Source organism: Acinetobacter sp. TAC-1 (genome assembly GCF_029025845.1).
In the GTDB taxonomy this organism is placed as follows: domain Bacteria; phylum Pseudomonadota; class Gammaproteobacteria; order Pseudomonadales; family Moraxellaceae; genus Acinetobacter; species Acinetobacter guillouiae.
The window spans coordinates 109,103-134,806 of record NZ_CP118892.1 but is presented as its reverse complement, the minus strand read 5'-3'; the positions used below and the strand labels follow the sequence as shown (position 1 = coordinate 134,806).

Annotated in this window: 24 protein-coding genes and 3 tRNA genes; 10 read left to right on the top strand and 17 right to left on the bottom strand. The window is 39.4% G+C overall.

Annotated elements, in window-relative coordinates:
* Nucleotides 1-216: 216 nt before the first annotated feature.
* Nucleotides 217-1,425 carry an MFS transporter gene (locus tag PYV58_RS00605; RefSeq protein WP_034614943.1) on the bottom strand — a complete coding sequence of 403 codons (1,209 nt, stop codon included), beginning with the start codon at nucleotides 1,423-1,425 and terminating at the stop codon, nucleotides 217-219.
* 234 nt (nucleotides 1,426-1,659) lie between these two features.
* Nucleotides 1,660-2,313, bottom strand: coding sequence for a response regulator transcription factor (locus PYV58_RS00600; RefSeq protein WP_004823671.1), 654 nt, complete (start codon nucleotides 2,311-2,313; stop codon nucleotides 1,660-1,662).
* Nucleotides 2,314-2,691: 378 nt separating this feature from the next.
* Between PYV58_RS00600 and msuE the strand changes: the two genes are divergently transcribed.
* From msuE to ampC, 3 genes are all read left to right on the top strand, one after another.
* A complete protein-coding gene (gene msuE / locus PYV58_RS00595) occupies nucleotides 2,692-3,429 on the top strand; it encodes an FMN reductase (protein WP_004723461.1) in 738 nt (245 codons plus the stop codon).
* A 46-nt stretch (nucleotides 3,430-3,475) separates the two neighbouring features.
* On the top strand, nucleotides 3,476-4,594 hold the full coding sequence (gene sfnG / locus PYV58_RS00590) for a dimethylsulfone monooxygenase SfnG (protein WP_034614949.1): 1,119 nt from the start codon (nucleotides 3,476-3,478) through the stop codon (nucleotides 4,592-4,594).
* 302 nt (nucleotides 4,595-4,896) lie between these two features.
* Nucleotides 4,897-6,072 (top strand): class C beta-lactamase, encoded by a 1,176-nt coding sequence (gene ampC / locus PYV58_RS00585; RefSeq protein WP_034614985.1) that lies wholly within the window; start codon nucleotides 4,897-4,899, stop codon nucleotides 6,070-6,072.
* A gap of 221 nt (nucleotides 6,073-6,293) precedes the next feature.
* Here the strand turns inward: ampC and PYV58_RS00580 are convergent, their stop codons facing one another.
* Together PYV58_RS00580 and acs are read right to left on the bottom strand one after the other, a co-directional pair.
* Entirely contained in the window at nucleotides 6,294-7,478 is a 1,185-nt protein-coding gene (locus PYV58_RS00580; RefSeq protein ID WP_155768686.1) for an acyl-CoA dehydrogenase family protein, read from the bottom strand.
* A gap of 169 nt (nucleotides 7,479-7,647) precedes the next feature.
* The gene (acs, locus tag PYV58_RS00575; RefSeq protein WP_034614955.1) at nucleotides 7,648-9,591 is read right to left on the bottom strand and encodes an acetate--CoA ligase; all 1,944 of its coding nucleotides are present in this window, start codon (nucleotides 9,589-9,591) and stop codon (nucleotides 7,648-7,650) included.
* 293 nt (nucleotides 9,592-9,884) lie between these two features.
* On the opposite strand from acs, the gene PYV58_RS00570 reads away from it, so the two are divergent.
* Both PYV58_RS00570 and PYV58_RS00565 read left to right on the top strand, forming a co-directional pair.
* Nucleotides 9,885-10,466: a DUF805 domain-containing protein gene (locus PYV58_RS00570; protein ID WP_034614988.1), complete on the top strand. Its 582-nt coding sequence runs from the start codon at nucleotides 9,885-9,887 to the stop codon at nucleotides 10,464-10,466.
* Between the two features lie 152 nt (nucleotides 10,467-10,618).
* On the top strand, nucleotides 10,619-11,596 hold the full coding sequence (locus tag PYV58_RS00565; RefSeq protein ID WP_034614990.1) for a mechanosensitive ion channel family protein: 978 nt from the start codon (nucleotides 10,619-10,621) through the stop codon (nucleotides 11,594-11,596).
* On the opposite strand, the gene PYV58_RS00560 is transcribed toward PYV58_RS00565, so the two are convergent.
* From PYV58_RS00560 to prfB, 5 genes are all read right to left on the bottom strand, one after another.
* The gene (locus tag PYV58_RS00560) at nucleotides 11,579-12,292 is read right to left on the bottom strand and encodes a 16S rRNA (uracil(1498)-N(3))-methyltransferase (RefSeq protein ID WP_034614958.1); all 714 of its coding nucleotides are present in this window, start codon (nucleotides 12,290-12,292) and stop codon (nucleotides 11,579-11,581) included. The genes PYV58_RS00565 and PYV58_RS00560 overlap by 18 nt on opposite strands.
* A gap of 60 nt (nucleotides 12,293-12,352) precedes the next feature.
* The gene (locus tag PYV58_RS00555) at nucleotides 12,353-13,633 is read right to left on the bottom strand and encodes a 3-deoxy-D-manno-octulosonic acid transferase (protein ID WP_034614960.1); all 1,281 of its coding nucleotides are present in this window, start codon (nucleotides 13,631-13,633) and stop codon (nucleotides 12,353-12,355) included.
* A 350-nt stretch (nucleotides 13,634-13,983) separates the two neighbouring features.
* Nucleotides 13,984-15,042 carry an alkene reductase gene (locus PYV58_RS00550; protein ID WP_034614963.1) on the bottom strand — a complete coding sequence of 353 codons (1,059 nt, stop codon included), beginning with the start codon at nucleotides 15,040-15,042 and terminating at the stop codon, nucleotides 13,984-13,986.
* A gap of 38 nt (nucleotides 15,043-15,080) precedes the next feature.
* Entirely contained in the window at nucleotides 15,081-15,380 is a 300-nt protein-coding gene (locus PYV58_RS00545) for a helix-turn-helix transcriptional regulator (RefSeq protein ID WP_034614967.1), read from the bottom strand.
* A gap of 140 nt (nucleotides 15,381-15,520) precedes the next feature.
* Nucleotides 15,521-16,616 (bottom strand): peptide chain release factor 2 gene (gene prfB / locus PYV58_RS00540; RefSeq protein WP_096735380.1). Its coding sequence is split into 2 segments (ribosomal slippage): nucleotides 15,521-16,543 and nucleotides 16,545-16,616, totalling 1,095 coding nucleotides; the frame shifts between segments, so codons are not numbered across the junction.
* A 484-nt stretch (nucleotides 16,617-17,100) separates the two neighbouring features.
* On the opposite strand from prfB, the gene PYV58_RS00535 reads away from it, so the two are divergent.
* A complete protein-coding gene (locus PYV58_RS00535) occupies nucleotides 17,101-17,868 on the top strand; it encodes a putative porin (protein ID WP_004823657.1) in 768 nt (255 codons plus the stop codon).
* A 150-nt stretch (nucleotides 17,869-18,018) separates the two neighbouring features.
* On the opposite strand, the gene PYV58_RS00530 is transcribed toward PYV58_RS00535, so the two are convergent.
* The 4 genes from PYV58_RS00530 to PYV58_RS00515 form a co-directional block, all read right to left on the bottom strand.
* On the bottom strand, nucleotides 18,019-18,939 hold the full coding sequence (locus tag PYV58_RS00530; protein WP_034614969.1) for a restriction endonuclease: 921 nt from the start codon (nucleotides 18,937-18,939) through the stop codon (nucleotides 18,019-18,021).
* A gap of 285 nt (nucleotides 18,940-19,224) precedes the next feature.
* Nucleotides 19,225-20,793, bottom strand: a complete 1,569-nt coding sequence (gene guaA, locus PYV58_RS00525; protein WP_004823655.1) for a glutamine-hydrolyzing GMP synthase — start codon at nucleotides 20,791-20,793, stop codon at nucleotides 19,225-19,227.
* A gap of 120 nt (nucleotides 20,794-20,913) precedes the next feature.
* On the bottom strand, nucleotides 20,914-21,540 hold the full coding sequence (locus PYV58_RS00520) for a hypothetical protein (RefSeq protein ID WP_034614972.1): 627 nt from the start codon (nucleotides 21,538-21,540) through the stop codon (nucleotides 20,914-20,916).
* A 124-nt stretch (nucleotides 21,541-21,664) separates the two neighbouring features.
* On the bottom strand, nucleotides 21,665-22,081 hold the full coding sequence (locus tag PYV58_RS00515; protein WP_004823652.1) for a DoxX family protein: 417 nt from the start codon (nucleotides 22,079-22,081) through the stop codon (nucleotides 21,665-21,667).
* Nucleotides 22,082-22,277: 196 nt separating this feature from the next.
* On the opposite strand from PYV58_RS00515, the gene PYV58_RS00510 reads away from it, so the two are divergent.
* Complete coding sequence (locus tag PYV58_RS00510; RefSeq protein ID WP_004823651.1) at nucleotides 22,278-22,928, top strand: DedA family protein; 651 nt, start codon at nucleotides 22,278-22,280, stop codon at nucleotides 22,926-22,928.
* Nucleotides 22,929-22,995: 67 nt separating this feature from the next.
* Here the strand turns inward: PYV58_RS00510 and PYV58_RS00505 are convergent, their stop codons facing one another.
* From PYV58_RS00505 to PYV58_RS00490, 4 genes are all read right to left on the bottom strand, one after another.
* A complete protein-coding gene (locus PYV58_RS00505; RefSeq protein WP_004823650.1) occupies nucleotides 22,996-23,409 on the bottom strand; it encodes a hypothetical protein in 414 nt (137 codons plus the stop codon).
* Between the two features lie 13 nt (nucleotides 23,410-23,422).
* A complete protein-coding gene (locus PYV58_RS00500; RefSeq protein ID WP_004723483.1) occupies nucleotides 23,423-24,259 on the bottom strand; it encodes a ParA family protein in 837 nt (278 codons plus the stop codon).
* Nucleotides 24,260-24,344: 85 nt separating this feature from the next.
* Nucleotides 24,345-24,737, bottom strand: a complete 393-nt coding sequence (locus PYV58_RS00495; RefSeq protein WP_004823649.1) for a SirB2 family protein — start codon at nucleotides 24,735-24,737, stop codon at nucleotides 24,345-24,347.
* 17 nt (nucleotides 24,738-24,754) lie between these two features.
* A complete protein-coding gene (locus PYV58_RS00490; protein WP_034614975.1) occupies nucleotides 24,755-25,063 on the bottom strand; it encodes a BolA family protein in 309 nt (102 codons plus the stop codon).
* Between the two features lie 217 nt (nucleotides 25,064-25,280).
* On the opposite strand from PYV58_RS00490, the gene PYV58_RS00485 reads away from it, so the two are divergent.
* The 3 genes from PYV58_RS00485 to PYV58_RS00475 all read left to right on the top strand — a co-directional run bounded on the left by PYV58_RS00485 (nucleotide 25,281) and on the right by PYV58_RS00475 (nucleotide 25,596).
* Nucleotides 25,281-25,353 (top strand) — tRNA-Gly (locus PYV58_RS00485).
* Between the two features lie 46 nt (nucleotides 25,354-25,399).
* Nucleotides 25,400-25,475, top strand: a tRNA-Gly gene (locus tag PYV58_RS00480).
* A gap of 45 nt (nucleotides 25,476-25,520) precedes the next feature.
* Nucleotides 25,521-25,596, top strand: a tRNA-Gly gene (locus PYV58_RS00475).
* Nucleotides 25,597-25,704: the final 108 nt, after the last annotated feature.

Here is a 25,704-nt window from a genome sequence, read left to right as displayed (position 1 = left end):
CCATGAATTTTACTCATGTTGTTTGATTAAAAAGTAAACATTTCTTCTTGGTCTTCTATTTAGTCTGTTATTGATAGCTTTTTAAGATGTTAAATGTATTCGTCATACGTTATAAAAGGAAAATTGACCTATCATGATGGATTGTTTAAAAGCGCAGAGAAATTGAATAGAAAAGCTTATTTAACGCTATTTAGATGCAGCCGCTCATACTTTTGCCTAATCTTTATGCTGCGTTTGATTGAGTTTTAAAGCCACCAAGAGCCCGATACAAAGTACACAAGTCATCGTAACTGTTAGGCCAAACCATCCATATTTTTCCCAGACTAAACCACTACTGCTGCCCAAGAAACTTGAACCAAGATAATAACAAAATAGATAAAGCGAAGAACCGACTGCACGATATTGTAAGGATTGTACCGATACCCAACTGCTTGATGTGGAATGGGCGGCAAAAAATGAGAACGTGAAAATCAATAGACCAATCAAGATCACCCATAGTGATGGAATCAGCATCATCCATAACCCCAGAATCATGCTTGAGAACATCACAATCAGTACCTTACCTCGTCCAAATTGACGGCTCCAACTGGCTGCACGAGGTGAACTATAAATGCCAGATAAATAGGCAATCGAAATCAAACCAATCCAAGTTTGTGACAGTTCAAAAGGTTTTTCTAACAGATGATAACTCATGTAATTAAACACGGTCACAAAGCATCCCATCAGAATAAAACCTTCTACAAACAATAATCTGAGCTTTGGGTCAGAAAGATTTTTCTTAAAAGATTCGATAAAACGTGTGAATTGAATGGGATAAGATTTAAAGTGTTTAGAGGCAGGTAAGGCAATATAAAATGTAATCGCGATCAATAAATTAAGTAGACCAATAATCATCGTCGCAGTTTGCCAAGAGATATAATCCAGCAATACCCCTGCAATCAAACGCCCGCCCATTCCCCCTATTGCTGTCCCTGAAATATACAGTCCCATGGCAAAGCCAACATCTTTTTGTGCAATTTCTTCACCGATATAGGTCATTGCGACAGACGCGACACCACTGACAGCCAAGCCAATCATCATGCGTGTTGCAAGAAATATTTCCCAATACGGTAAAAACGAACTCAGCAATAACAAGCTTGCTGTGGAAAATAAAGAAATGGCCATGATCTGCTTACGACCATAACGATCTGAAATCATTCCTGCAAAAAGAAGCCCTAAGGCTAAGGCGATGGTGGAAAATGAAAGCGGGAAACTACTATGGGTTGGTGTAACATGAAAAAAACTTGCCAAAAACGGCATCATCGGCTGAACACAGTACAACGATGAAAATACAGCAAAGCCAGCTAAAAACAATGAAAGTAAAATTGCGATAAAAGGCCGAGTGCCATACTCAATATAAGCTGTAGATTCAGGTGCTTCAGACATAATTATTCCTCATGTCCGTTCAGTATACGCCTATTTTTAACTCTTGATAAAAGCTAAAGTTTTATTGCAGACTATACCTTGATGATTCAAGTCGGATATAAATCTTAAATATTTGATTTAGAATAAAATTATATGAGAAAATGCAGAAATCAGAAAATAAAAAAGAGCGTATTTTTAATACACTCTTCTCGTAATTTTTCAATATATTGAGGTTAAATTTAACCAGCAAGAATCTTAAACTTTTCGTTCTTCAATATTGAGTGCATTGATTGCGAGTACCGCTTGAGTACGGTTCTGTACACCTAATTTACGGAAAATTGCCGTCACATGCGCTTTAATGGTCGCTTCCGAAACATCAAGTTCATAAGCAATTTGCTTATTCAATAAACCTTCTGCAACCATCATCAATACACGGAACTGTTGAGGTGTTAACGATTGAATACGTTCAGCCAAAGCTGTTTCATCTGCAGCACGCGGATCAAAATTCATATTCGCTGCGGGTAAGTTTGGCGGTAACCAAATATCACCATCCAGCACTTGGCGAATTGCTTCCCCAATATGGCTTGGATGCGCAGATTTAGGAATATAGCCCATTGCGCCATGTGCAATTGCACGTTGAATAATGGACGCATCTTCGTGAGCAGAAACCACAATAATAGGAAGTGCAGGATACTGTGCACGAACATGTACCAATGCAGAGAAACCCGATGCGCCTGGCAGATTTAAATCCAACAAGACGAGATCTGGTTCTGGACCATTTTCCAAACGCTCATAAAATTCATTAACAGCCGCAGTTTCACTAATTTGAGCCTGTGGCAAACTATAACGAACCGCCTGAATTAACGCATGGCGAAACAGTGGATGATCATCAACGATTAAAATATTCATAAGCGAAGCGAGAGATCTCTAGCGCAGTTATTTCATTCTAACCGCACTATTGCTATTTAGGATACGTAAATATTAACGAATTTTTGAATAATTTGTCGGCTTTAATTAAAATTCCCTACAATCTTTAGGTCATTTATCGAAATTAAGATTTGAATATCACTTTTAAATATAAAATAAACAGTTAAAAATGAATTACTTATTCATTTTAAGAATATTATTTAACTTCAAATACTTAAAAGACGAAATCGTGCATTATTCCATGTCTTTCCGGTTTATCTTAAAAACAGATAACCAATCTGTTTTTCATTATTTTACAGCGCTTCGTCAAATATAGATTAATGAATGGCATTCCGAGATTCAATTTATTAGGTTGCCAACATGTCTATTTATACTCAACAAAAACCATTAAATATTGTTGCTGTTTCAGGGGGATTAAATAACCCTTCAAAAACCGAAAGTTTAGTGCAAGCGATTTTAGATGAGCTGGGTCAGGCAACACCGATTCATGTTCACTTTATTAAATTCAGTGAAATAGGCCATTTGTTAGGGGGCGCAATTTATCGCAACCAACTGCCACAACGTGTTCAAGATGACTTAGCTGCCGTAGAAGCAGCAGATGCGCTCATCGTGGGAACACCTGTTTATCGTGCATCATTTACTGGTTTATTTAAACATTTCTTTGATTTTGTTGAACAAACAGCGCTAGTCGATGTTCCTGTATTGCTTGCTGCATCGGGTGGTAGTGACCGTCATGCTTTAGTTCTAGAACATCAGTTACGTCCATTATTTAGCTTCTTTCAAGCGCAAACGCTGCCTATTGGTGTCTATGCAACAGATCGTGACTTCACACCTGAGTACACCATTAAAAGTGAACACATCCAAGACCGTATCACTTTAGCTGTCGCACGTGCATTGCCAATTTTAGAATGGGCACCTGCAAAAGGTCAGCGAGCAGAAGTGGTCAAAGCCAAAACAGAGCAAGCCAATCAAAATTTAGGCATCAACAAACAGATTGAGCAAGATGATGTGCTTCCTTCCGCGGCGATACCAGACTTGGATGCGGCAGAGTCTCGTCTACATGCAAAATCCAAAACACCACAATCACAGGTTGCTTAAGCGCAACCTTGTTATGAATAAATCATAAAAAATTGAGGGTTATGATATGTCACAGTTTTCATCGAATAATGGCCAAGCAATTCGATTTGCCTATTGGGTTCCCAATGTCAGTGGCGGCTTAGTGGTCAGTAATATTGAACAACGGACAGACTGGAGCTATGACTACAATGTCCGTTTGGCACAAGCTGCCGAAAAAAGTGGTTTTGAATATGCCCTCACCCAAATTCGTTTTACCGCAGGGTATGGCGCTGAAAATCAACATGAATCTGTGAGTTTTAGTCATGCACTTTTAGCCAAGACTGAAAAATTAAAAGTGATTGCAGCAATTCTTCCGGGACCATGGAAACCTGTTTTAGCCGCAAAACAGTTGGCGACCATTGACTATCTGACCAATGGGCGTATTGCGATTAACGTGGTAAGTGGTTGGTTCCGTGGCGAGTTTGATGCTATTGGTGAGCCATGGCCTGAACATGATGAACGCTATGTTCGCTCAGAAGAGTTTATTCGTACGTTAAAAGGTATTTGGACAACGGATAACTATAGCTTTGATGGTAAATATTATCAGTTTAAAGACTACACTTTAAAACCAAAACCTTTGCAGAAACCCCATATTGAAGTATTCCAAGGGGGAAGTTCACGTGCTGCACGTGACATGGCTTCGCGTGTTTCGGATTGGTACTTTACCAATGGCAATACACCTGAGGAACTCAAAAAACAAATCGATGATATTCGTGAAAAAGCCAAGCTAAATAACCACTCAGTCAAAATCGGGGTTAATGCTTTTATCATTGCTCGTGACACTGAAGAAGAAGCTAAAGCAGTGCTACAAGAGATTATTGACCAAGCCAATGTTGAAGCGGTCAATGCCTTTGGCGATGCAACCCGTGAAGCAGGCGCAGCATCTAAAGAAGGTGAAGGTAACTGGGCAAAATCAACCTTTGAAGACTTGGTGCAATATAACGATGGCTTTAAAACCAATCTGATTGGTACACCACAACAAATTGCCGAACGTATTGTTGAGCTCAAAAATGTAGGGGTAGATCTGGTGTTATCTGGCTTTTTACATTTTATTGAAGAAGTTGAATATTTCGGTGAAAAGGTCTTGCCTTTGGTTCGTCAAATTGAAGAAGCGCAAAAAGATCAAATTACTGCAAAATCAGCTTAAGGTTTATCTCTTCATTGATGGTGCTGTGAAAACAACAATAAATAACTAAAACAGCTTTGCAGCTTTCCCTCTTGACTCGGCTTGAGGGATTTTTTTTAGAATAAATAAAAAGTATTTATAAAAATAGAATCGTATAAATCAGTACAATTATCCTTATATAAATTAGCCTACTTTTGCTTTTTGTTTTATTGAATCATCGAGTGTATTTGTTCTATACATATACTCAACAACCGTAATCTTGGAAAAAATTTCTTTCAACTTTAAAATACGCCCTTTTTGTAGCATAGATGGAAAAAGTGGGCATGGTAGTTTTAAATAAAACAAAAACGATATTTTGCGTCCTCATTGGCAGTATGAGCTTGACGAGCTATGTAAACGCCAACGACATACCTGCAACGTCTATAAAGGTTGAAACTGCAATGAATACTGCATTTCAGCCATTAATGAAAACTTATGCAGTGCCCGGTATGGCAATAGGTATTTTGTATAACGGAAAAAGTTATGAAAAATACTACGGCGTACAATCACTTGCGAATGCGAAAGCCGTAAATAAAAATACCCTTTTTGAATTAGGCTCAGTCAGTAAGATATTTACTGCAACAGCAGGCACTTATGCACAAAATTTAGGTAAAATTTCTCTTCAAGACCATCCTGGTAAATATATACCCGCATTAAAGAACTCAGACATTAATCAAGTCACACTCTTAGAATTGGCCACCTACACCAGTGGTAATCTTCCATTGCAATTTCCTGATCAAATAAAAACAGATGCGCAAACACTTAAATATTTTCAAGATTGGAAAGTCAAAAACCCGATTGGTCAATTTCGACAATACTCTAATCCAAGCATAGGGTTATTCGGTGAAGCGACCGCTAAAGCGATGAATATGCCTTTTAGTGCTTTATTAGAACAAGTGATCTTCCCCAAACTAGAACTCCAACATACTTATGTCCAAGTTCCTAAAGCACAACAAGGCAACTATGCTTTTGGTTATGATCAAAATAATCACCCGCTTCGGGTCACTGCTGGCGCTTTTGATGCGCAAGCCTATGGGGTGAAATCTAGCCTACCTGACATGCTACATTTTTTAAATTTAAACTTAAATCCAGATCAAGCCAAAGCAGCGATTAAACCTGCAATTCTAGCGACACATACCGGTTACTTTAAAATGGGTGGTATGACCCAAGCCCTTGGCTGGGAATCGTTCAGCTACCCAGCCACATTAAACACACTATTAGAAAGCAATTCTGATCGGGTTGTGATGCAATCTAACCCCGTTGAAAAAACCCTCGTGAAGACTGGTTCAAGAGTCTTTCATAAAACTGGCTCTACCAATGGTTTTGGGACCTATGTGATTTATATTCCACAAGAGAACTTTGGCTTGGTGATGTTAATGAATAAAAAAATTCCCAACGCTGAGCGAATTAAGGCAGCGTATGAAGTGCTCAATAGCTTAAAGCAAAAATCCCATCCTTGATGCTAAAACACGTCAGATCGGGCTAGGCTTTAGCTTTGTACTTTGTGCTTTGTTAAATCATTCATACTGTATCTATTGCATGGCAACATAATTGTCGGTGTTGGTAGGGGTATAACAGCTACCCCTTATCCAACACAGATTTTTTCAATCTAAGATATGGCAATACCAACGCTAAAGCGCTAGGAATGAACGTCTATAAAATGTCATCGGTCGGCTTAGGTTCAAGCGTAAAAACTTGGATCAGGCACTTTCCCAGTCAATACCCATTCCCCTACTTCCTGATACTTATAATCAATCGGATCATGCAAAGTCTGAGTACGGACATTTCGCCAAAAACGATCTAAATTCAATTTGGCTGTTGTCGCTCTAGCACCCATTACTTGAAAAATATTCTGTGTTATAAACAGTGAGCTATTGGTTGCAGCAATTTTTGCAGTCGCAATGGCAATTGAGACTTCACCACGTTGTTCTGCTGTTAATTGCTCACCAATATTCCAAGCCGTTTGCAATGCTGCAATGGCTTTATCGGCAAGTAAACGTACACTTTCAAGCTGTACATAAAACTCAGCAAAATGCTTCTGGGTAAATGGATCATTCACCGCATTTTCAGCCAAAGACGTTGACCATGCTTTCTGACTTTGTATTGTTTGTCTTGCAAGGTCAAAGGCACCTTCAGCAACGCCTAAAAACAGATGCACAAAAATCAATTGCGCGATCAAAGGTCGTAAACTGGAGTAAGGTGTACTTAATGGTCCTGGATTTAACAATAACTCATCTTTGTGAATTTTGACCTGTTCAAAATGACTGGTTCCACTGTCCGTTTGACGCTGCCCCATATTATTCCAATCGCCTAAAAAACTGACCCCTTCTCGACGTGTTGGGATCACAGCTATCAGTAATTTTCCAGCATCATTAAAGCCCGAACAAAGCAGTATGTCTGAATCTATTGATCCTGAGCAAAAGCTTTTATCACCATGAAAAATAAAGTCATTCTCAGTGAGTTGTTGTACCTTCGTGCGCTGATCTAAAGGGTTTAACGTATTGCCCCAAAACAAGTTATTGCGGGCAGTGTGTTCAAACCATGCCGAATATTGTTGAGGTTGAGCAAATAACTGTACGGTGGCGATTAATAAATGATGAAAGCCATATACATGTGCCAAGGAGCTATCGACTTGTGCAATACTTTGAATGGTCTGGAAAATTGTTTTCCAGTTCGCTCCTTGCCCGCCATATTGTTGTGGAATAGACAGTCCCAATAAGCCGCTTTGACGAATCAAATCCCGTTCCAGCTTTGGATTACCACCTGCTTTATCACGCTCAGCAGCAGTCTGCGCAAATTGTTCTGCCAATTGCTTTGCCGTTGCTAAAGCAGAAAGGTTTACCGCCTGTTGAGGTGCATTCATCATATTTACTCTTATTCCCAGTGTCTTGAGCTTATCAAATCAAGTAAGATTTCCTTATCTCAATGCCTGCATTACTTATTCTGTGGTTTGAAAATCAATAACAAAAAAATACCGCTAGAATTTCTCTAACGGTATTCAACTTTTGGCTAGCAAAATCAAGAGGCTTCAATCATTAAGAATTGGCCTTAACCTCCGTAATTAACTGATCTACCACACCGGGATCAGCCAAAGTAGAAGTATCACCTAAACTATCTAGCTCATTGGCAGCAATTTTTCTTAAAATGCGCCGCATGATTTTTCCAGAACGGGTTTTTGGCAAAGCAGGTGCCCAATAAATTGCATCAGGTGTTGCCACAGGTCCCAGCACTTTACGTACCCAACTGACCAATTCTTTACGTAATTCTTCAGTTTCAGCTTCACCTGCCTGTAAGGTCACATAGGCCGCTATGCCTTGCCCTTTAATTTCATGTGGCATACCAACAACAGCTGATTCAGCGACTTTTGCATGCGCAACCAAGGCACTTTCAATTTCAGCAGTGCCCAAACGGTGACCCGAAACATTCAGAACATCATCTACACGGCCTGTAATCCAGTAATAACCATCTTTATCGCGACGCGCACCATCACCAGTAAAATAACTGCCTGGATAGGTTGAGAAATACGCTTCAATAAATCGCTCAGGATCGCCCCAAATGGTCCGCATTTGCCCCGGCCAAGAATTCTTAATAATCAAATTGCCTTCTGCTTCACCTTCAAGTTCTTGACCCTCAGCATCAACCAATGCCGGTTGTACGCCAAACAATGGACGAGTAGCCGAACCCGGTTTAAGTGGGGTTGCACCCGGCAGTGGAGAAATTAAAATACCGCCTGTTTCAGTTTGCCACCATGTATCCACAATTGGACAACGGCTTTCACCCACAACGGTATAGTACCAATTCCATGCTTCTGGATTAATCGGCTCACCCACGGTTCCCAATAGACGCAAACTGCTACGGTCACTTTCACGCACAAAAGCATCACCTTCACGCATCATGGCGCGGATCGCTGTTGGTGCAGTATAGAGAATGGTAATGTTATGCTTATCTACAATATGCCCTGTACGTGCCCATGTTGGATATTGCGGGATGCCTTCAGACATGACCGTGGTTGTACCATTGGATAATGGTCCATAAAGTACATAAGAATGCCCCGTAATCCAGCCCACATCTGCAGTACACCAGAACACATCATCTTGTTTAATATCAAAAACTTCACGGAAAGTTGAATTGACATAGGTTAAATAACCACCTGTGGTATGTAACACCCCTTTAGGCTTTCCTGTTGACCCAGACGTATACAAAATAAATAAAGGATCTTCGGCATTCACTGGTTCTGGCGGACAGATATCTGTGACCGTCATAATTTCCATGTGATACCACAGGTCACGCCCCTCCTGCATTGTTATTGCATAGCCTGTACGATGTACCACAATCATTTTTTCAACCGAAGTGGTTCCATCCAGCGCCAATGCGGCATCTACATTTTCTTTTAACGGAATCGTTTTGCCACCACGCATACCTTGGTCAGCGGTAATCACCAATTTGGCTTGACTGTCGTCTATCCGACTTGCCAATGAGTCTGGTGAGAACCCACCAAATACCACACAATGCACCGCCCCTATTCGGGTACAGGCCAGCATGGCAATCGCCGCTTCAGGGATCATCGGCATATACAAAATGACTCGATCACCTTTCCCGATTCCATTTTTCTTTAAGACATTGGCAAAACGACACACTTCATCATGCAGTTCCTCAAAAGAAATGATTTTATGGCGAGATGGATGATCCCCCTCCCAAATAATTGCAGGTTTCAGTGGGTGCTCTTTTAAATGACGATCTAAACAGTTGGCACTGACATTCAGCTGCCCATCTGCAAACCATTCAATTTTAAAATTATCTTTGTCGTAGCTGGTGTTTTTTACTTGAGTAAATGGCTTAATCCAGTCCAATTTCTTTGCAGCTTCTGCCCAAAACTCATCTGGATGCTCTACTGACTGTTGATAACGATCGAAGTATTCTTGTTCATTGGTCCTTGCTGTTTTAACAAATTGTTCTGGAACTGGATAGATTTCATTCATATTCTGCTTCCTTGATTTGTCACCTCATCACGAGATGTATGCCTACGTTCTTGATTTTATTTGCTGCATGTGTTCAGTATTACGATAGCGCATTTCGGTTAACAATTGTGCTTTGGTCGTAGACACGGGGGTCACTTTAACCATCGGAAAATCTTAAGTCATTTGCCAAAATATTCGAATTTTCAATATCTATGGAGTTTTTTTGATCTTATAATTTGTATTCAGAAGTGCATATGGTTTTTTTCAGAAAAAAACATTTCCTTACCGAACTCATTCAACTGGACGCGATCGTCATGCAAATACAAGAATCGTCGACTTTTTTTTCAAAGCATCAAGTATCACCAGTAGATCATCCCCATTCTACTCAAGGCCGCTTTAATCGTTTGAGTTATATTGCTTGGTTTGGATTTTTGCATCTCATTTTTAGCATTGCATTGCTTGCCCTCGGTCTAGTCTTTGGCATTGTGAATTTACATTCACTGCAATTCAGCCAACATGCGATAAATTCACTTTCAGGATTAGGACAGTTCACTTACCTCGCACTCAGCTGTCTTTATTTATATGGAATGATGGTTGTGATTATTCGCAGGCTGCATGATCGTAATAAATCTGGTTGGTTTATTCTGTTATTGCTGATTCCCATTGTGCAATTCTTGATGCTGCTGTATTTACTCCTTGCACGTGGTTGTAATCGCGCCAATCGTTTTGGTCACCCACGCCCATCGACTTTTATTGAAAAATTAATGGCTTGGCTGATGCTAATCGGCTTTATCATCAGCTTATTGACCTCTGTAAGCGTAGTGTCATTTATGCTGGGGACTGGAGAAATTGAAAATCCAACAACAATCATTGAAAAAGGGACTAAATATTTTTAAGAAGAATTAATCCTTAATGATGCATTAATATGAGTTGAATATTGATTCACAAATATTATTTTTATTTGTCCGTCATAAGAAAAACTGTAATCAAAGCTTAACTTCTTTGAAATTTCAGGCAAAATATGCCAATTATTTTATTGGACATGATTGTGGCTGAAGAAGCAAATGCATTGAGTACCGTTGCACAAGACACGACTCAATTGATCCATTCTGCAGGCGAAAAAACTGCACAAACAGTGATTCAACATACTGAAAAATATAAAGACGCATACTCAACCATCGACAAGTTTGTTGATGGTTTTTGGGAGCGTATGCCATATTTATGTATTGCGCTGATCGTCATCACTATTTTCTGGTTGCTGTCTAAGCTTTTTAAATTCTTTGTCCGTAGAACACTCGAAAACCGTACCTATACGCGCCAAAATTTAGTTCTGGTACTGAATCGTGTCGGCAGTACCGCAATTATCTTTTTTGGTTTCTTAATTGCCATGGTTATCGCAATTCCAGGCTTTACTCCTGCTCAACTGATGAGTGCTTTGGGGATTGGTTCGGTCGCGATTGGTTTTGCATTTAAAGATATTTTCCAAAATTTACTTTCTGGAATTTTGATTCTTTTGGGTGAACCGTTCAAGATTGGTGATGACATCATCGTCAACAATATGGAAGGTACTGTCGAAGACATTCAAATTCGTGCAACTTTTTTACGTTCCCCTGACGGGCGACGTATCGTGATTCCAAATGCAACTGTGTATACCAGTGCCGTGACGGTAAATACCGCTTACCAACGCCGTCGTTGTGAGTTTGTGGTTGGGATTGGTTATGAAGACGATGTACAGAAAGCCAAAGACATTATTCTTAAATTGCTTGATAAAGATCAACGTATTTTAAGCCAGCCGGGCTTTACTGTGAATGTTTCTGCTTTGGCGGATTTCTCTGTCAATTTAACCGTTCGTTGGTGGGTAGATACCACCCAAGTGGTTACAGCGGCTTCGATCAGTGAAATTCAAGAACGTGTGCTAGAAGCCTTTGCGGATAATAATATTTCGATTCCTTATCCTGTTCAGGAAGTCAAAGTCTACCGCGGTGATCCATCAGCGGATGACATCGAATCAGCTCGTGCTAAATAAGCGCCCCAATACATAAGGGATCGCGGTTTCAGTACGCAAAATACGGTTGCCTAAGCTCACTGCTTGGCAGCCGTTTTTTATCAGTAAATCCACCTCATAAGGTATAAAACCCCCTTCAGGTCCAATGATCACAGTACATGAATGATCGATAGCAAATGGCATTTTCTGTTCAGTATACGGATGCGCCACATAAGCAGGATTTTGTGGCGTAATGAAGCTAGGTAAGACATCTTCAACAAAAGGTTTAAAGCGTTTATATAGTTCAATTTGAGGAGCGATGGTATCTCCTGCCTGTTCTAATCCCAAGGTGATGTAATGATCAATTTGCTGTAAAAAAGGGCTTTGCCAATAACTCTTATCGACCCGATAACTATGAATCAAAATTAATTTTTCTACCCCCAGTGTCACCGCATCCATAATTAAGCGGCGTAACACTTTGGGGCGAGGTAATGCCACAATTAAAGTTACGGGTAATTTTGCAGGAACTGGCTCTTCTTGAATCGGTCGAAGTAAAATCGTATGTTCTGAAATATCAACAATTTCAGTTAAATAACGACTGGCACCTCGGATGCCAACCTTAAGCGTATCTCCGACTTTGGCAGCAAGATGCGTGTGCAAATGTTCAACTTGCCTTTTTGAACTGATTGTCCAAGTTTCAGCTTGTGTTTGACGAGGATCAAGAAGGACGATGTTCATAAAAAATTCTGGTTCGTTTTACTTTTAGCTGATGGTGTTTATTCATCAACAATGTATAAATTATAAATACTGATCAATCACTGCAATATGTTTGTATAAAGAACCCTGATTACGCTTTAAAACATCAATCGCATGCTGGCTTAATTGCTGGGCAAAAGCTTGATCTTCCAAACAGCGCACCAATAACTGAACCACCTCATCAACAGTTTGCCCTACTTTTAAGGCATCTGCCTGTAAGAACTCATCCACAATGGCTTGAAAATTAAAATAATGCGGTCCAATCACGGTGGGTACATCTAAAACCATAGCTTCTAAAATATTATGCCCACCACCGGGTTCATTTAACGACCCGCCAACAAAACATGCCTGACTTAATGCATACCACAGCCACATTTCACCCATACTGTCTGCCAAATAGACTTGGGTATCCGACTCGATTGCTTGCTCTAAACTACGGCGCTGTGTGGTTAAATTTAAACTTTGTGCAGCAGCAAAAACCTCATCAAAACGTTCAGGATGGCGCGGGACAACGATCAACAACCAATCTGGATATTGTTCTAAATAGGTTTTAAATGCGAGAAATAATTTTTCTTCTTCAGGTGCATGTGTACTGGCGATAGTAATGATTTTTCGATTTGCTAAGTTCCAGTCCTGCTGCAACTGTTGTGCTTTATGGATAAATTGTTCAGGTGTAGAAATATCAAATTTAATACTTCCAAGTACTTGTGTTTTATTTTGTGGCATACCCAGATCAATAAAGCGTTGCTGCGTTGCAATATCTTGCGCCAATAGCTGATCTAATTTCTGTAGCATTGGCCGGGTCAGGCTTGGAACTTTGGCATAGCCTTTGGCAGATTTTTCCGAAAGCCGTGCATTCACTAAAATACAAGGCACTTTAAACTGTTGAGCTTGGTCAATAAGATTTGGCCATAGTTCAGTTTCAACCAAAATCAGCAATTTGGGTTGGTATTTCTGATAAAAATCAGCAACTAAATAGCGTTGATCGGCAGGCAAATATACCGCTTGAAATAATACTTGATAAGGTGCTTTTAAGAATAACGATTTGGCACGTGCTTGGCCTGTTTTTGTCGTATTGGTGACTAAAACAGCATGACCTGCTTTTAAATAATGTTCGATTAAAGGCTGAGCAGCATTGGTTTCTCCGACTGAAACACAATGAAACCAAATGGCATGCTGATTCTTTACATCTTGAAAGGGGCCAAAGCGCTCAAGACATTCTTGTTGGTATTCTGCGCTATCTTTCGCACGTTTTTTGATACGCCATTGATACAAAGGCTTAACGATTTTAAGTGCTGTGTTATACCAAAAAGGAGTAGCCAAACAGAATGTCTCAATATAGATGAATGGGCAAATATAACAGAGCCATATTCAGTTGTTAATGAATAATATTTAACGATTTGTTGTCAGCAAGGTAGTCGACCACATGCTAGAGCAAATCTGATCCATCAAACAGCAACAACCCTAGCAAAACTTGGCTTCACAAGGATGAAAAAACGTTTTTTGGTTAAGAGGTCGTGTTATACGCCTTAACCAATGGCGATATCCATGCCATGTACAATAGATATGCCTTGTAAGATTCAACGATACAAAAAGAAAACTGGTTAAATTTATCTGAGTTGTGGATGTGAATGGGTATTCCATTCACATCCAGAGAAAATACAGTCTTTGTTTTATCCTAAAGCAGGATAATCAATATAGCCTTCCGCAGTTTGTGAACCAATCATATTTTCAAACACCAATTCATTTAAAGGTGCGTCTTGAATTAGACGTTCATACAAATCAGGATTGGCAATATAAGCTTTACCGAAAGACACCGCATCTGCTTGACCTGATGCCAAGAGTTTGATGGCATCTTCACGGCTTAAACGCATATTGGCAATATATGGCACACCATTTGAACGTTGTTTCATATATTCACTGATACTGTCATCGGCTAAATATTCACGTGTAAAGAAGAACGCGATTTTACGTTTACCTAGTTGTTCCAAGACATAACCAAAGGTTTCACGTGGATCAGCATCCCCCATATCATGCTCATCGCCACGAGGCGCTAAATGTATGCCCACACGGCCTGCGCCCCATACTTCAATTAAAGCATCCATTACTTCAAGTAAAAGACGTGCACGGTTTTCAACAGAACCACCATATTCATCTTCACGATGATTGGTTGAGCTTTGTAAGAACTGATCAATCAGGTAGCCATTGGCAGCATGTAATTCAACGCCATCAAAACCAGCCGCCTTGGCTTTAATTGCAGCCTGTTTAAACTGTTCAGTGATGGTGTGAATTTCGGAGATTTCCAAAGGGCGTGGCACAACATAGTCACGTTTTGGACGTAATAAGCTGACTTGTCCAGCTTGTTGTATTGCACTTGCAGATACAGGCGTTTCACCATCGAGTAGATCTGGATGTGAAACACGTCCTACATGCCATAACTGCGCCACAATCAAACCACCTTGCTCATGAACCGCTTGGGTTACAGACTTCCAGCCTTCAACTTGTGCATCGGTAAATAACCCTGGTGTATTTAAATAACCATTGGCTTGTTCAGAAATCACTGTTGCTTCAGTAATGATTAAACCCGCACTGGCACGCTGTGCATAGTGCTCAGCCATGATCGCCGTGGGTACCCGATCAGCGGTAGCACGGCTACGGGTTAAAGGCGCCATCACGACACGATTTTTTAAATGTAAATCGCCAAGTACAAGGGGAGAGTTAAGTTCAGCCATATTTGCCTCATCACTCGCTTTCTGATTGAAATCAGGTGTTAAAGCGAGTTTTGTAGATAATCAATATATTGCTGAATTAAAGCTTCATTACGCGAGAAATATGACCATTGACCATATTTCTCGGCCTGAATTAATCCTGACTGTTGCAAAACAGACAAATGATTTGACATCGTAGATTGAGAGACATTACCGAGCTTCTCGATATTCCCTGCACAGACACCACGACCAAAGCCACCGCACTGCTCTTCCGACAAATATTGTTGTGGCTTCTTGAGCCATTCCAAAATCTGTCGGCGAGTCGGATTCGCTAATGCTTTAGAAATTAAATCAATATCCATCTTAGACACATTCAATTCAGAGCAAAGCTCCATTCAGCATCTTTGCACCCAATATATCGCATTTTTTCGATTTTAATATCGATTTTTTTAGATATATTGCAAAAATACGGATAAAGCTTTGCTTTTGTTAAAAATTTAAATTAAAGACCTTGTTTCAAGCTGGCTTCAATAAATTTATCTAGATCGCCATCCAATACTGCACCCGTGTTCGAGTTCTCAACACCAGTACGCAAATCTTTAATACGAGAGTCATCCAGTACATATGAACGAATCTGACTGCCCCAACCGATATCCGACTTTGAATCTTCAAGTGCTTGAGCAGCTTCATTACGTTTACTCATTTCCAGTTCGTACAATTTTGCACGTAACTGTTTCCAAGCATGATCACGGTTTGCATGTTGTGAACGCTGGTTCTGGCATGCCACCACAATCCCAGTGGGTGCGTGAGTCAAACGTACTGCTGAGTCGGTTTTGTTAATATGCTGACCGCCTGCACCAGATGCACGATATGTATCTGTACGCACGTCAGCAGGATTAATATCAATTTCAATATTATCGTCCACTTCAGGTGATACAAATACTGCCGAGAATGAGGTATGACGGCGATTACCTGAGTCAAATGGTGACTTACGTACTAAACGGTGTACACCAGATTCGGTACGTAACCAACCATAAGCATACTCGCCTTCAACACGGATTGTTGCAGATTTAATCCCTGCAACATCACCATCTGATTCTTCCATCAATTCTGCTTTAAAGCCATGACGTTCGATCCAACGCATATACATACGTAACAACATTGAAGCCCAATCTTGTGCTTCAGTACCGCCTGAACCAGCTTGAATTTCCACATAACATGGATTTGGGTCCATTGGATTACTAAACATACGACGGAATTCAAGTTTTGCTAACTCTTCTTCTGCTGCAGTCAATTCAGACTGAACATCTGCCAATAAGCTTTCATCATCTGCTTCAACAGCAAGATCAAGCATGGCTTGTGCATCATCAAGCTGTGTCGCCAAGCCTTCTAAAACGTTGATCACGTTTTCAAGCTCGCCTTTTTCTTTTGCCATCGCCTGTGCGCGGCTTTGATCATTCCATATCGCTGGATCTTCTAACTCGCGGAGAACCTCTTCTAAACGCTCTTTCTTTAGATCGTAGTCAAAGATACCCCCGTAGTGTTAGACCACGGTCATTTAAGTCTTTTAGCTGAACTAGATAAGGATTAATTTCCACGAGTTTTAATCTCACATTTGACGTCTTTTAATTCGCACGCATTCTACCACAGAGTGGAAAAAGTTGAGATATGGCATTTTATAGATCCACCTATAGCTCAATCATGCTGTAACAAGAAAAGTGAGATGAATTGCTTTTTGCAATTAGAAAGATCATCTTATCGTAGTCAAAACTTATGTTTATAAATTCTACAATTGATCATTTGCTTAAGAGTATTTTAATTTCTGAATGCTTTTTTATTACAAATTATGTCCAGCTCTTACTCAAAGCGTACCAATATCCACACTATCTACACAATTTTAATAAAACAACACATAAGTTTTATGTATTTATTTTCAATAACTTAATCCAATATTGTTACATAAACTCACTAATATTACATTCCAGTTACTATAGCGTGGTTGACGATTTTTATATTTGCCCTAGACTCAAAATTGTAACTAAACATGTATAAATCAATCAATTCTTCATAGGGGCGAATTCCATGAAAAAATTAGCAATCGCATCTGCAATCTTTTCCGTAGCCGCTTTAACTGGCACTGCACATGCTTACCAAGCCGAAGTTGGTGGTTCATATACATATAATGATCCAGATAATTTTGATGCAACTCATAGCTTTGGTGTAGATGGTACTTATTATTTCAAACCAGTACAAACTCGTAATTCACCACTTAATGAGGCTGCATTCTTAGATCGCGCAAGTAATGTAAAAGCCAATGTAAATTATGCCAAAAATGATGGTGTAAAAGATAGTCAATATGGTGCAGGTCTTGAATACTATGTACCTAACTCAGACTTCTATGTAAGTGGTCGTGTAGGTCGTGATGAACTTGAAGTTGATAACACTAACATCGACAATAAAGTAACAACTTACGGCGCTGAAGTGGGTTATTTACCAGCTCCTGGTTTATTACTTGCACTTGGTGTAACGGGTTATGATGTTAAAAATGGTGATGACGGCGCAGACCCAACTGTACGTGCTAAATATGTAACCAAAGTAGGTCAATATGACGCTAACTTTGAAGCTTTTGGTGCATTCGGGGACTTGGATGAGTACAAAGTACGTGGTGACTTGTATTTAGATAAGACTTTAAGTGTAGGTGCTGACTACTACAACAATGATTTAACTGATCGTGATGAATGGGGTATTTCTGCGAAGAAATTCTTTAATCAAAACGTTAGCTTAGAAGGTCGTGTAGGTTTTGGTGATAACTACAACACTTACGGCGTTCGTGCTGGATACCGTTTCTAAGTTTAAATCCATTTAGCAATCGCTCTTTTGGAGCAACAAAAGCCAATCAATGCGTTGATTGGCTTTTTTATATGTGTATGCATCATTAATTAAATACGTTTTAATAAATTTGTAGTAAATGTCAGAATATTAAAATTCTTTTAAACACTTCTAAAAATTGTCTTCATCAAACCGATCTTGATCTATCTTATAAATATTAAAGCTTCTTTCAACCTGAACACCTAAACCAAATTCAATCATTAAAGAAGTCAATTTATCTCCATCAATTAAAACAATTCCCGATTTCTTTGCAGATTCAACAGCCTCTTTACTAAAATTTGAGGTCGTAATGAACACCCCTTTTTTAGCGACTTGATCTGCTAAAGCACCTTTAAATTGTTGAATATCTGGTCGTCCAACAGTGTTTTTCCAACGTTTGGCTTGAATATAAATTTTATCTAGACCTAAACGATCTTCACTAATAATTCCATCAATCCCGCCGTCACTTGTTTTACCAATGGCTTGTGCCGCATCTTGATGTGAGCCGCCATAGCCCATAGCAACCAGTAAATCGACAACTAATCTTTCAAAAAAATATGGATTTTTTGTCTGAATCAAATTCAATAAATCATCTTTCAAATTGGTAAGTAGTATTTCATTAATTCTTTGTAATGATTCCTCAGGTGTTTCAATATCATCATTTTCTTCAATACAAATAATCTTTTCTTTATTCTGCCTTATTTTTGTTGGAACCTTGAACTCACGAAAACTTTCATAGCGCATTAAAAAATTATTATCTATTTTATCTAATACATTTAAATCTAATTTTTTCGCTTCTTCAGATAATTCACACATCCCCCAATCAGGCTGATTAACTAAACCTGCTTTAACCAAATATGTTTTGGCCCATCCCACACGATCATAAAAAACTGTTCTTTTCCCACTTGGAATCATTTGATTTAATTCATCCATAGTCAAATTTGATTGTTCTGCCAACAATTTACCAACTTGACTAATTTGGATGGCTTGCCCTTGCGTATTGAGGAGTTTCAATAGTGGTAGCATTAATTCCTGATGATTAGGCAAAGACATTCTATTTCTCTTAATATTTTTTGCTTTAAATAATTCAAGTATAAAAGAAAAAGAGCGCCTAAGCGCTCTTTTTAAAAGGAAATTTGGACAGAAATCCCTAACTGCCGCGGGCACGGCTCTTGGCGTAAATTTGGCTAAAAGCTATCGCTTCTTAAAACCCTGCTGCCGCGGGCATAGCCCTTGGCGTAAAATCAGCAAAATGCGTTGCATTTTGAAACCCTGCTGCCGCGGGCATAGCCCTTGGCGTAATTCAGGCAAGAAGCTTCGCTTCTTGAAATCCCTGAATTACTCCCATTCAATTGTTGCTGGTGGTTTAGAAGAAACGTCATACACCACACGAGAAACATCTTTAATTTCATTCATGATACGTGTTGAGATTTTATCAACCAACTCATATGGAAGATGGGCAAAACGAGCTGTCATAAAGTCAACCGTTTCCACGGCACGAAGTGCAATGACCCATGCATAACGACGACCATCACCCACAACACCCACCGATTTTACTGGTTGGAATACTGCAAATGCTTGAGCAGTTTTGTCATACCAACCACTTGCACGAAGCTCTTGCATAAAGATGTCATCAGCAAGACGAAGAATATCAGCATATTCTTTTTTCACTTCACCCAAGATACGCACGCCCAAACCTGGACCTGGGAATGGATGACGATAAAGCATTTCATGTGGTAAACCTAAAGTTGTACCTAAACGACGTACTTCATCTTTAAATAGGTCACGAATTGGTTCAACCAATTCAAATGCTAAATCTTCAGGTAAACCACCCACGTTATGGTGTGATTTAATCACATGCGCTTTACCATTTTTAGTTGCCGCAGACTCAATCACGTCAGGGTAAATCGTACCTTGCGCAAGGAAGTTTACGCCATCAAGCTTACGTGCTTCTTCAGCAAAAACTTCGATAAATTCACGACCAATGATTTTACGTTTTTTCTCAGGATCAACTTCGCCTGCAAGTGCAGATAAGAAACGTTCTTCTGCATCAGCACGAATCACACGGATCCCCATGTTTTTCGCAAACATGTCCATCACTTGCTCACCTTCGTTTAAACGAAGTAAGCCATTGTCTACAAACACACAAGTCAGTTGGTCACCGATTGCTTTATGCAACAATGCTGCAACTACAGATGAGTCAACACCACCTGAAAGACCTAAAAGAACTTTTTGATCACCAATTTGTTCACGTAATTGTTCAACACGTAAATCAATAATGTTTTCAGAATTCCAAAGATTACGGCAACCACAAATGCTATGAACGAAGTTAGACAGTAACTCTGCGCCTTTGGCAGTATGTGTTACTTCTGGGTGGAATTGCACCCCGTAGAAACGGCGCGTTTCATCACTTACGGCAGCAAATGGGCAGCTAGGTGTGCTTGCAGTCACTTTAAAACCTGCTGGAATCGCAGAAACTTTGTCACCGTGGCTCATCCAAACATTGAGTTTGTCATCACCATCATTTAAATCACCAAGCAATTGATCACGTACTAAAACGTCAACTGCTGCATAACCAAATTCATGTACAGTCCCTGGCTCTACTTTACCGCCAAGTTGTTCTGACATGGTTTGCAGACCATAGCAGATCCCCAATACAGGTACACCCAAGTTGAACACAACTTCTGGCGCACGTGGACTACCTTCCTCATGCACACTTTCAGGACCACCAGATAAGATGATACCGTTCGGATTAAACGCGCGAATGTCTTCTTCAGACATATCAAAAGCATACATTTCAGAATATACACCAGCTTCACGTACACGGCGTGCAATAAGCTGGCTATATTGAGAACCGAAATCCAAGATAAGGATACGATCTTCAGTAATTTGAGTATTGGTAGTCATGAGTCAACAACTATGCAGGCAAACGAATATAAGCGCCATATTCTATCATTTTTATAAGCCATACGCACTCCATTCAATCAAGTTCCTTAGCTTTGTAAAAAATCATTTTAAATAATCAGCTTATAGGTTCATTTTGGCTTTAATGATGCTCATCAGTTCACTGGGGGTCATACAACGATTTAAAAAATCTTCTAAGGAGCCTTCGTCGGTCACTTCTGTAAAAAACACTTCATGATCTGTGCCAAATAATGTTGGATTTTCAGGGTCTGGATCAGACAAGCAGATATAGTATCGATCAGGGAAGCTATAACGATAAAACAACTGTAGAAAATCAGGTTTTGGATTTTGGGTCAGCTGAATCACTGCTTTGAGATCAATATCATCCTCTAAAAAATCACGGTTCCATTCATCAAAATCAGCTGTACCAGCTTGATATGGAGTAAAGCGCACAGCTTGCCAAAAGGTTTGTCCGCGCCCTTCTTCTGTTAACTGATAATACTCTTGAATCAGTTGATTAAAAAATCCATCTGGATTTAGATCTAGTTCGGCTTGATATTGATCAATATAATCACCCAAGCCATAAATCGGTTCTTGATCATCGGCTGCCGCCCAAGGTGTATCCTGAGGCCGTTCATATAAAACGGTATTAAAGGTAATAGCGCACAGATCATCAATCCATGACACACCTTTGACTTGATCAATATTACCGCCCAGTGCTTTTATTCTGTCTAGAATTTCTTTTTTCATTGTTAAAACTGAATTGAATATTTTTAGATAGCATAAACCAATTGATCCATTTGAATAAGGCTAAATGAACACACAAAAAAGCCAGATACAGATCTGGCTTTTCAAAGCTTTATTTATCTTTAAATTATTTTTCTATTACATAGTCAAGACTCAATTTCCCTGCACCATGCAACATCAAGAAAAACAAACCACCTGCCATTGCGAAGTTTTTCATAAAGTTAATTGCATCTGCTTCACCACCATGAAATAGGAATGCAGTAATCAAACTAAATACGCCCAAACCAAATGCTGCAAAGCGTGCCTGAAAACCAAATAACAATGCCAGACCACCACCGAACTCAACCAGAATGGTTAAAGGTAACATGGCACCTGGTACACCCATTGATTCCATATAACCGACAGTTGCACTGTAAGCCGTGATTTTGCCCCAACCTGCAACAAGAAAGATATATGCCATAAGAATACGTGCAATCAATGCTATGCTCGCATTGGCGGTGGGTTGATTCACAATATTTTTAACAACAACATTTGGATTAAACATGGTGTGACCTAATTTGTATTTCGTTCTGAAGATGTATACATATTAATCACTAAACATTTCAAGTTAAATACTTAAAAACTAAACTCATCGTTGCAAATTAAGAACAATAATAAGTTTTAAAAAATTACTTTTTAATACTGACTTTCATAACTCACACTGCTAGGATTTGTGCACCAATTCGCATAGTTTCTGCCTTATGGATCTGATTGACTTTATTTTGCACGTAGACGAACACCTGTTTGAATTTATTAGAAATTATGGTATCTGGGTGTATGGAATTTTATTCCTGATTATTTTTGTTGAAACAGGTCTCGTGGTAATGCCATTCCTGCCTGGGGATAGCTTACTTTTTGCTGCCGGCGCTTTAGCTGCTTCGACGGGTGCAATGGATCCTGTGGTTTTAATCACTCTGCTATTTATTGCAGCAGTGCTCGGCGATACTCTCAATTATCATATTGGGAAATATGTCGGACCGCGTGTTTTTGAAATTGATTCTAAATTTATCAACAAACAACACTTGCTAAAAACCTCACAGTTTTTTGAAAAGCATGGTGGAAAAACCATTATCTTTGCCCGTTTTATCCCTTTTGCCCGTACTTTTGCACCCTTTGTTGCGGGTGCAGGAAGCATGAATTATAAATATTTCTTAACCTATAATGCAGTCGGTGCAATTTGCTGGGTTGGCTCGTTTATTACCTTGGGTTATTTATTCGGGAATATGCCAATTGTGAAAGATAACTTCACCCATTTGGTTTTCGGTATCATTATTCTCAGTGTGTTACCTGGTGTGATTGGTTATATACGTCATAAATTTTTTAATAAAAATAAAATGCCCAATAATCAATAAACAGCATATTTAAAGATGATAAAAAAAGCCGATTTCTAAAATCGGCTTTTTTATAGGGTAAAACCCGTTATTTTTTAACTTCCTGACGTTTAGGAACATAAGGACAATTTTTAAATTGAGCCGCCTGAGATAAGGCATCTTGCTCACCATACAGTCGGGAAAGCTCAGTATTTTTGGTATTTGAAGATTGCCCTAAGTTTACAGAAATACTTGGACCAATCCCCCAACCCCAGCCACCGCTGCCCCAACCACCACCAACACCTAATCCAACACCCACGCCTGTACGTTTCGCAGGTTGTACGCCATTATTAATGTATTGCTGAATACGATTAAACTCTGTCGTCAATTGCAAACAGTTCATCGCCTGATACTGCGTAGGCGACACATAAGTGGGTTTAACCGTCGTCGTACAAGCAGATACGACAAGCGCCGTTAAGGCAACGACTGATAATTTAACAGAAGTCATTTTCAATGATTTCATCCCGATCTCGAAATTATTTTTTATCAATCTCATTGAACAATGATTGATAGGCTTGAGTCAATTTATGATCTGTAGCCAAATGAATTAATGGCAGATTTTTATGATGCGATTCTTTCATTAATACAGAAGGTGGCAACATATTTTCTAAAACCGGTAAACCTTCATCTTTAAGCTGTTGGACCACTTCACGCGGTAATTTTGCCTGAGCTTGATATTGATTGACCACAATCCCTTCGATTTCAAGTCGATCATTATGATCATCTTGAGTTTCAATGACATTTTGAATAAGCGTCTGTAATGCACGTTTTGAAAATACATCACAATCAAACGGAATTAGAACACGATCCGCTGAGATCAGTGCCGATAAGGTAAAAAAGTTAAATGCTGGCGGTGTATCAATATAAATACGCTCATATTGACTGGTTAAGGTCTGAATCGCATCACGTAACTTATAAATTTTATGTTTTGATTCTAACGCATGTTCTAACTCGCCTAAGCTCGGGCTGGCGGGTAATACATCCAAATCTTTAAAAGGTGAACGATGAATATATTGCTCAAAACCTTTATTCTTTGTTTTTAAAAGGCTACCAATGGCATTGCCAATCAATCCTTTTTGTTGATGATTCCCAAGTACGTCATTAAAAAAGTTTTCAATATTCGGCTCTAATGCCGTTTTTTCAGCAGAATAGGTGGCGTCATCACCCAAAAGATATTGGCTAGAATTTGCTTGAGGATCTAAATCAATCACCAATGTTTTAAAACCTTGATACGCACTAATCGCAGCAAGATTCACCGTAATACTTGATTTTCCTACACCGCCTTTTTGGTTAAATACCACACGAGTTAGCATACAAGTTCCCTAAGCTATCATTATTTTTAAACTTGTATCTAGTTTAACCTAGACGCTATACAAGTGTGAAATTCATGTCTAACAATCAACTAAAAACTGGTTTAAGCACGACCAAAACTAAAGTTGCAAACAAAGCAATTCCACCAATCACTAAACCTGCTCTGCGTTGTGTTAAAAGAACGGTATCATCCTTTTTATAGGCTTTTATTTGTGAGGAAAGAAAAACCATAAACAAAATAATTTTCGCATAGAACCACGGCTGCACTTTAAACTCGTTCATAATTAATAAGGTTAGCCCTGTGAATATAACCACCGTGAGGGAAAGATGTTGCAAGGCAACAAAAGCCACCCGCCCTTTAGGATTCGGCTGCTGGTTGTGTGTTCCAATAAATAATGTTGAAGCGCGTAAAACAAAAACCAGGATTAATAACCCAACGCTGGTCATATGAATGATTTTGATCAGTAAATGTGTATCCATTTTAATTACTCTGCACTTTATGCTTTAGGTGCATGAGCGCAGTCTGGGCTTGCTGGGGCTTGACCTTGCCACTCACTAGGAAGATAAGCATGGATGGCTAAGGCATGAATTTTTCCAGGGCTGAGTAAGGCTTTGGCTTCTGCGTACACTTTTTGGTGGCGTTGTACCAAACGTAACCCTGCAAATTGTTCACTGACAATGATCACTTTAAAATGCGACTCTTTTCCAGGAAAATACCCGCCATGACCAGCAGACTCATTGATCACTTCTAAATGTGATGGCTCAAGTTGATTTAAACTTTCAATCAATTGTTGTTCTAAACTCATGCTGATTCCTTAGAGATCGATCAATGGGTGAATGACATAGTATAGCGGATTCTTTGAGCATCGCTGTGTGTTCAGCAAAGCTTTTGCTGTTCGATTTGATTTTTTAAATTAAATTTTGAAGTTTTTTTCATAAAAATGTCTTTATTTTATGCAATTAGTATTTTCCTTTGCAGAAAAATCTTGACCCTACCATCTGTTGATGTATTATACACCGCATGCGGGAATAGCTCAGTTGGTAGAGCATAACCTTGCCAAGGTTGGGGTCGGGAGTTCGAGTCTCCTTTCCCGCTCAAATTTTTTTATTCAGTTTTTTATTTAAAAAATTGGACAGACTCCGCGGGAATAGCTCAGTTGGTAGAGCATAACCTTGCCAAGGTTGGGGTCGGGAGTTCGAGTCTCCTTTCCCGCTCCAAAATTTTTTTATTCAGTTTTTTATTTAAAAAATTGGACAGACTCCGCGGGAATAGCTCAGTTGGTAGAGCATAACCTTGCCAAGGTTGGGGTCGGGAGTTCGAGTCTCCTTTCCCGCTCCAAATTTAAAAAGCCCTGATCGAAAGATTGGGGCTTTTTTTGCATTATTGGTTTATAAATCATCAAAATATACTTACACACTTTATGCTGTATTCACTCAATCAGCGTGT

Coding starts and splice junctions, on each gene's coding strand:
- sfnG (WP_034614949.1), top strand. CDS start 3,476: ATGTCACAGTTTTCATCGAATAATGGCCAAGCAATTCGATTTGCCTAT.
- PYV58_RS00490 (WP_034614975.1), bottom strand. CDS start 25,063: ATGAGTTTAGAACAACAATTGATTGAAAGTTTAAATCAACTTGAGCCA.
- acs (WP_034614955.1), bottom strand. CDS start 9,591: ATGAATGAAATCTATCCAGTTCCAGAACAATTTGTTAAAACAGCAAGG.
- PYV58_RS00600 (WP_004823671.1), bottom strand. CDS start 2,313: ATGAATATTTTAATCGTTGATGATCATCCACTGTTTCGCCATGCGTTA.
- PYV58_RS00545 (WP_034614967.1), bottom strand. CDS start 15,380: ATGGATATTGATTTAATTTCTAAAGCATTAGCGAATCCGACTCGCCGA.
- PYV58_RS00605 (WP_034614943.1), bottom strand. CDS start 1,425: ATGTCTGAAGCACCTGAATCTACAGCTTATATTGAGTATGGCACTCGG.
- PYV58_RS00520 (WP_034614972.1), bottom strand. CDS start 21,540: ATGAAAAAAGAAATTCTAGACAGAATAAAAGCACTGGGCGGTAATATT.
- PYV58_RS00530 (WP_034614969.1), bottom strand. CDS start 18,939: ATGTCTTTGCCTAATCATCAGGAATTAATGCTACCACTATTGAAACTC.
- PYV58_RS00505 (WP_004823650.1), bottom strand. CDS start 23,409: ATGAAATCATTGAAAATGACTTCTGTTAAATTATCAGTCGTTGCCTTA.
- guaA (WP_004823655.1), bottom strand. CDS start 20,793: ATGACTACCAATACTCAAATTACTGAAGATCGTATCCTTATCTTGGAT.
- PYV58_RS00570 (WP_034614988.1), top strand. CDS start 9,885: ATGCAAATACAAGAATCGTCGACTTTTTTTTCAAAGCATCAAGTATCA.
- ampC (WP_034614985.1), top strand. CDS start 4,897: ATGGTAGTTTTAAATAAAACAAAAACGATATTTTGCGTCCTCATTGGC.
- PYV58_RS00535 (WP_004823657.1), top strand. CDS start 17,101: ATGAAAAAATTAGCAATCGCATCTGCAATCTTTTCCGTAGCCGCTTTA.
- PYV58_RS00510 (WP_004823651.1), top strand. CDS start 22,278: ATGGATCTGATTGACTTTATTTTGCACGTAGACGAACACCTGTTTGAA.
- PYV58_RS00580 (WP_155768686.1), bottom strand. CDS start 7,478: ATGATGAATGCACCTCAACAGGCGGTAAACCTTTCTGCTTTAGCAACG.
- PYV58_RS00550 (WP_034614963.1), bottom strand. CDS start 15,042: ATGGCTGAACTTAACTCTCCCCTTGTACTTGGCGATTTACATTTAAAA.
- PYV58_RS00515 (WP_004823652.1), bottom strand. CDS start 22,081: ATGTTTAATCCAAATGTTGTTGTTAAAAATATTGTGAATCAACCCACC.
- PYV58_RS00495 (WP_004823649.1), bottom strand. CDS start 24,737: ATGGATACACATTTACTGATCAAAATCATTCATATGACCAGCGTTGGG.
- msuE (WP_004723461.1), top strand. CDS start 2,692: ATGTCTATTTATACTCAACAAAAACCATTAAATATTGTTGCTGTTTCA.
- PYV58_RS00560 (WP_034614958.1), bottom strand. CDS start 12,292: ATGAACATCGTCCTTCTTGATCCTCGTCAAACACAAGCTGAAACTTGG.
- PYV58_RS00500 (WP_004723483.1), bottom strand. CDS start 24,259: ATGCTAACTCGTGTGGTATTTAACCAAAAAGGCGGTGTAGGAAAATCA.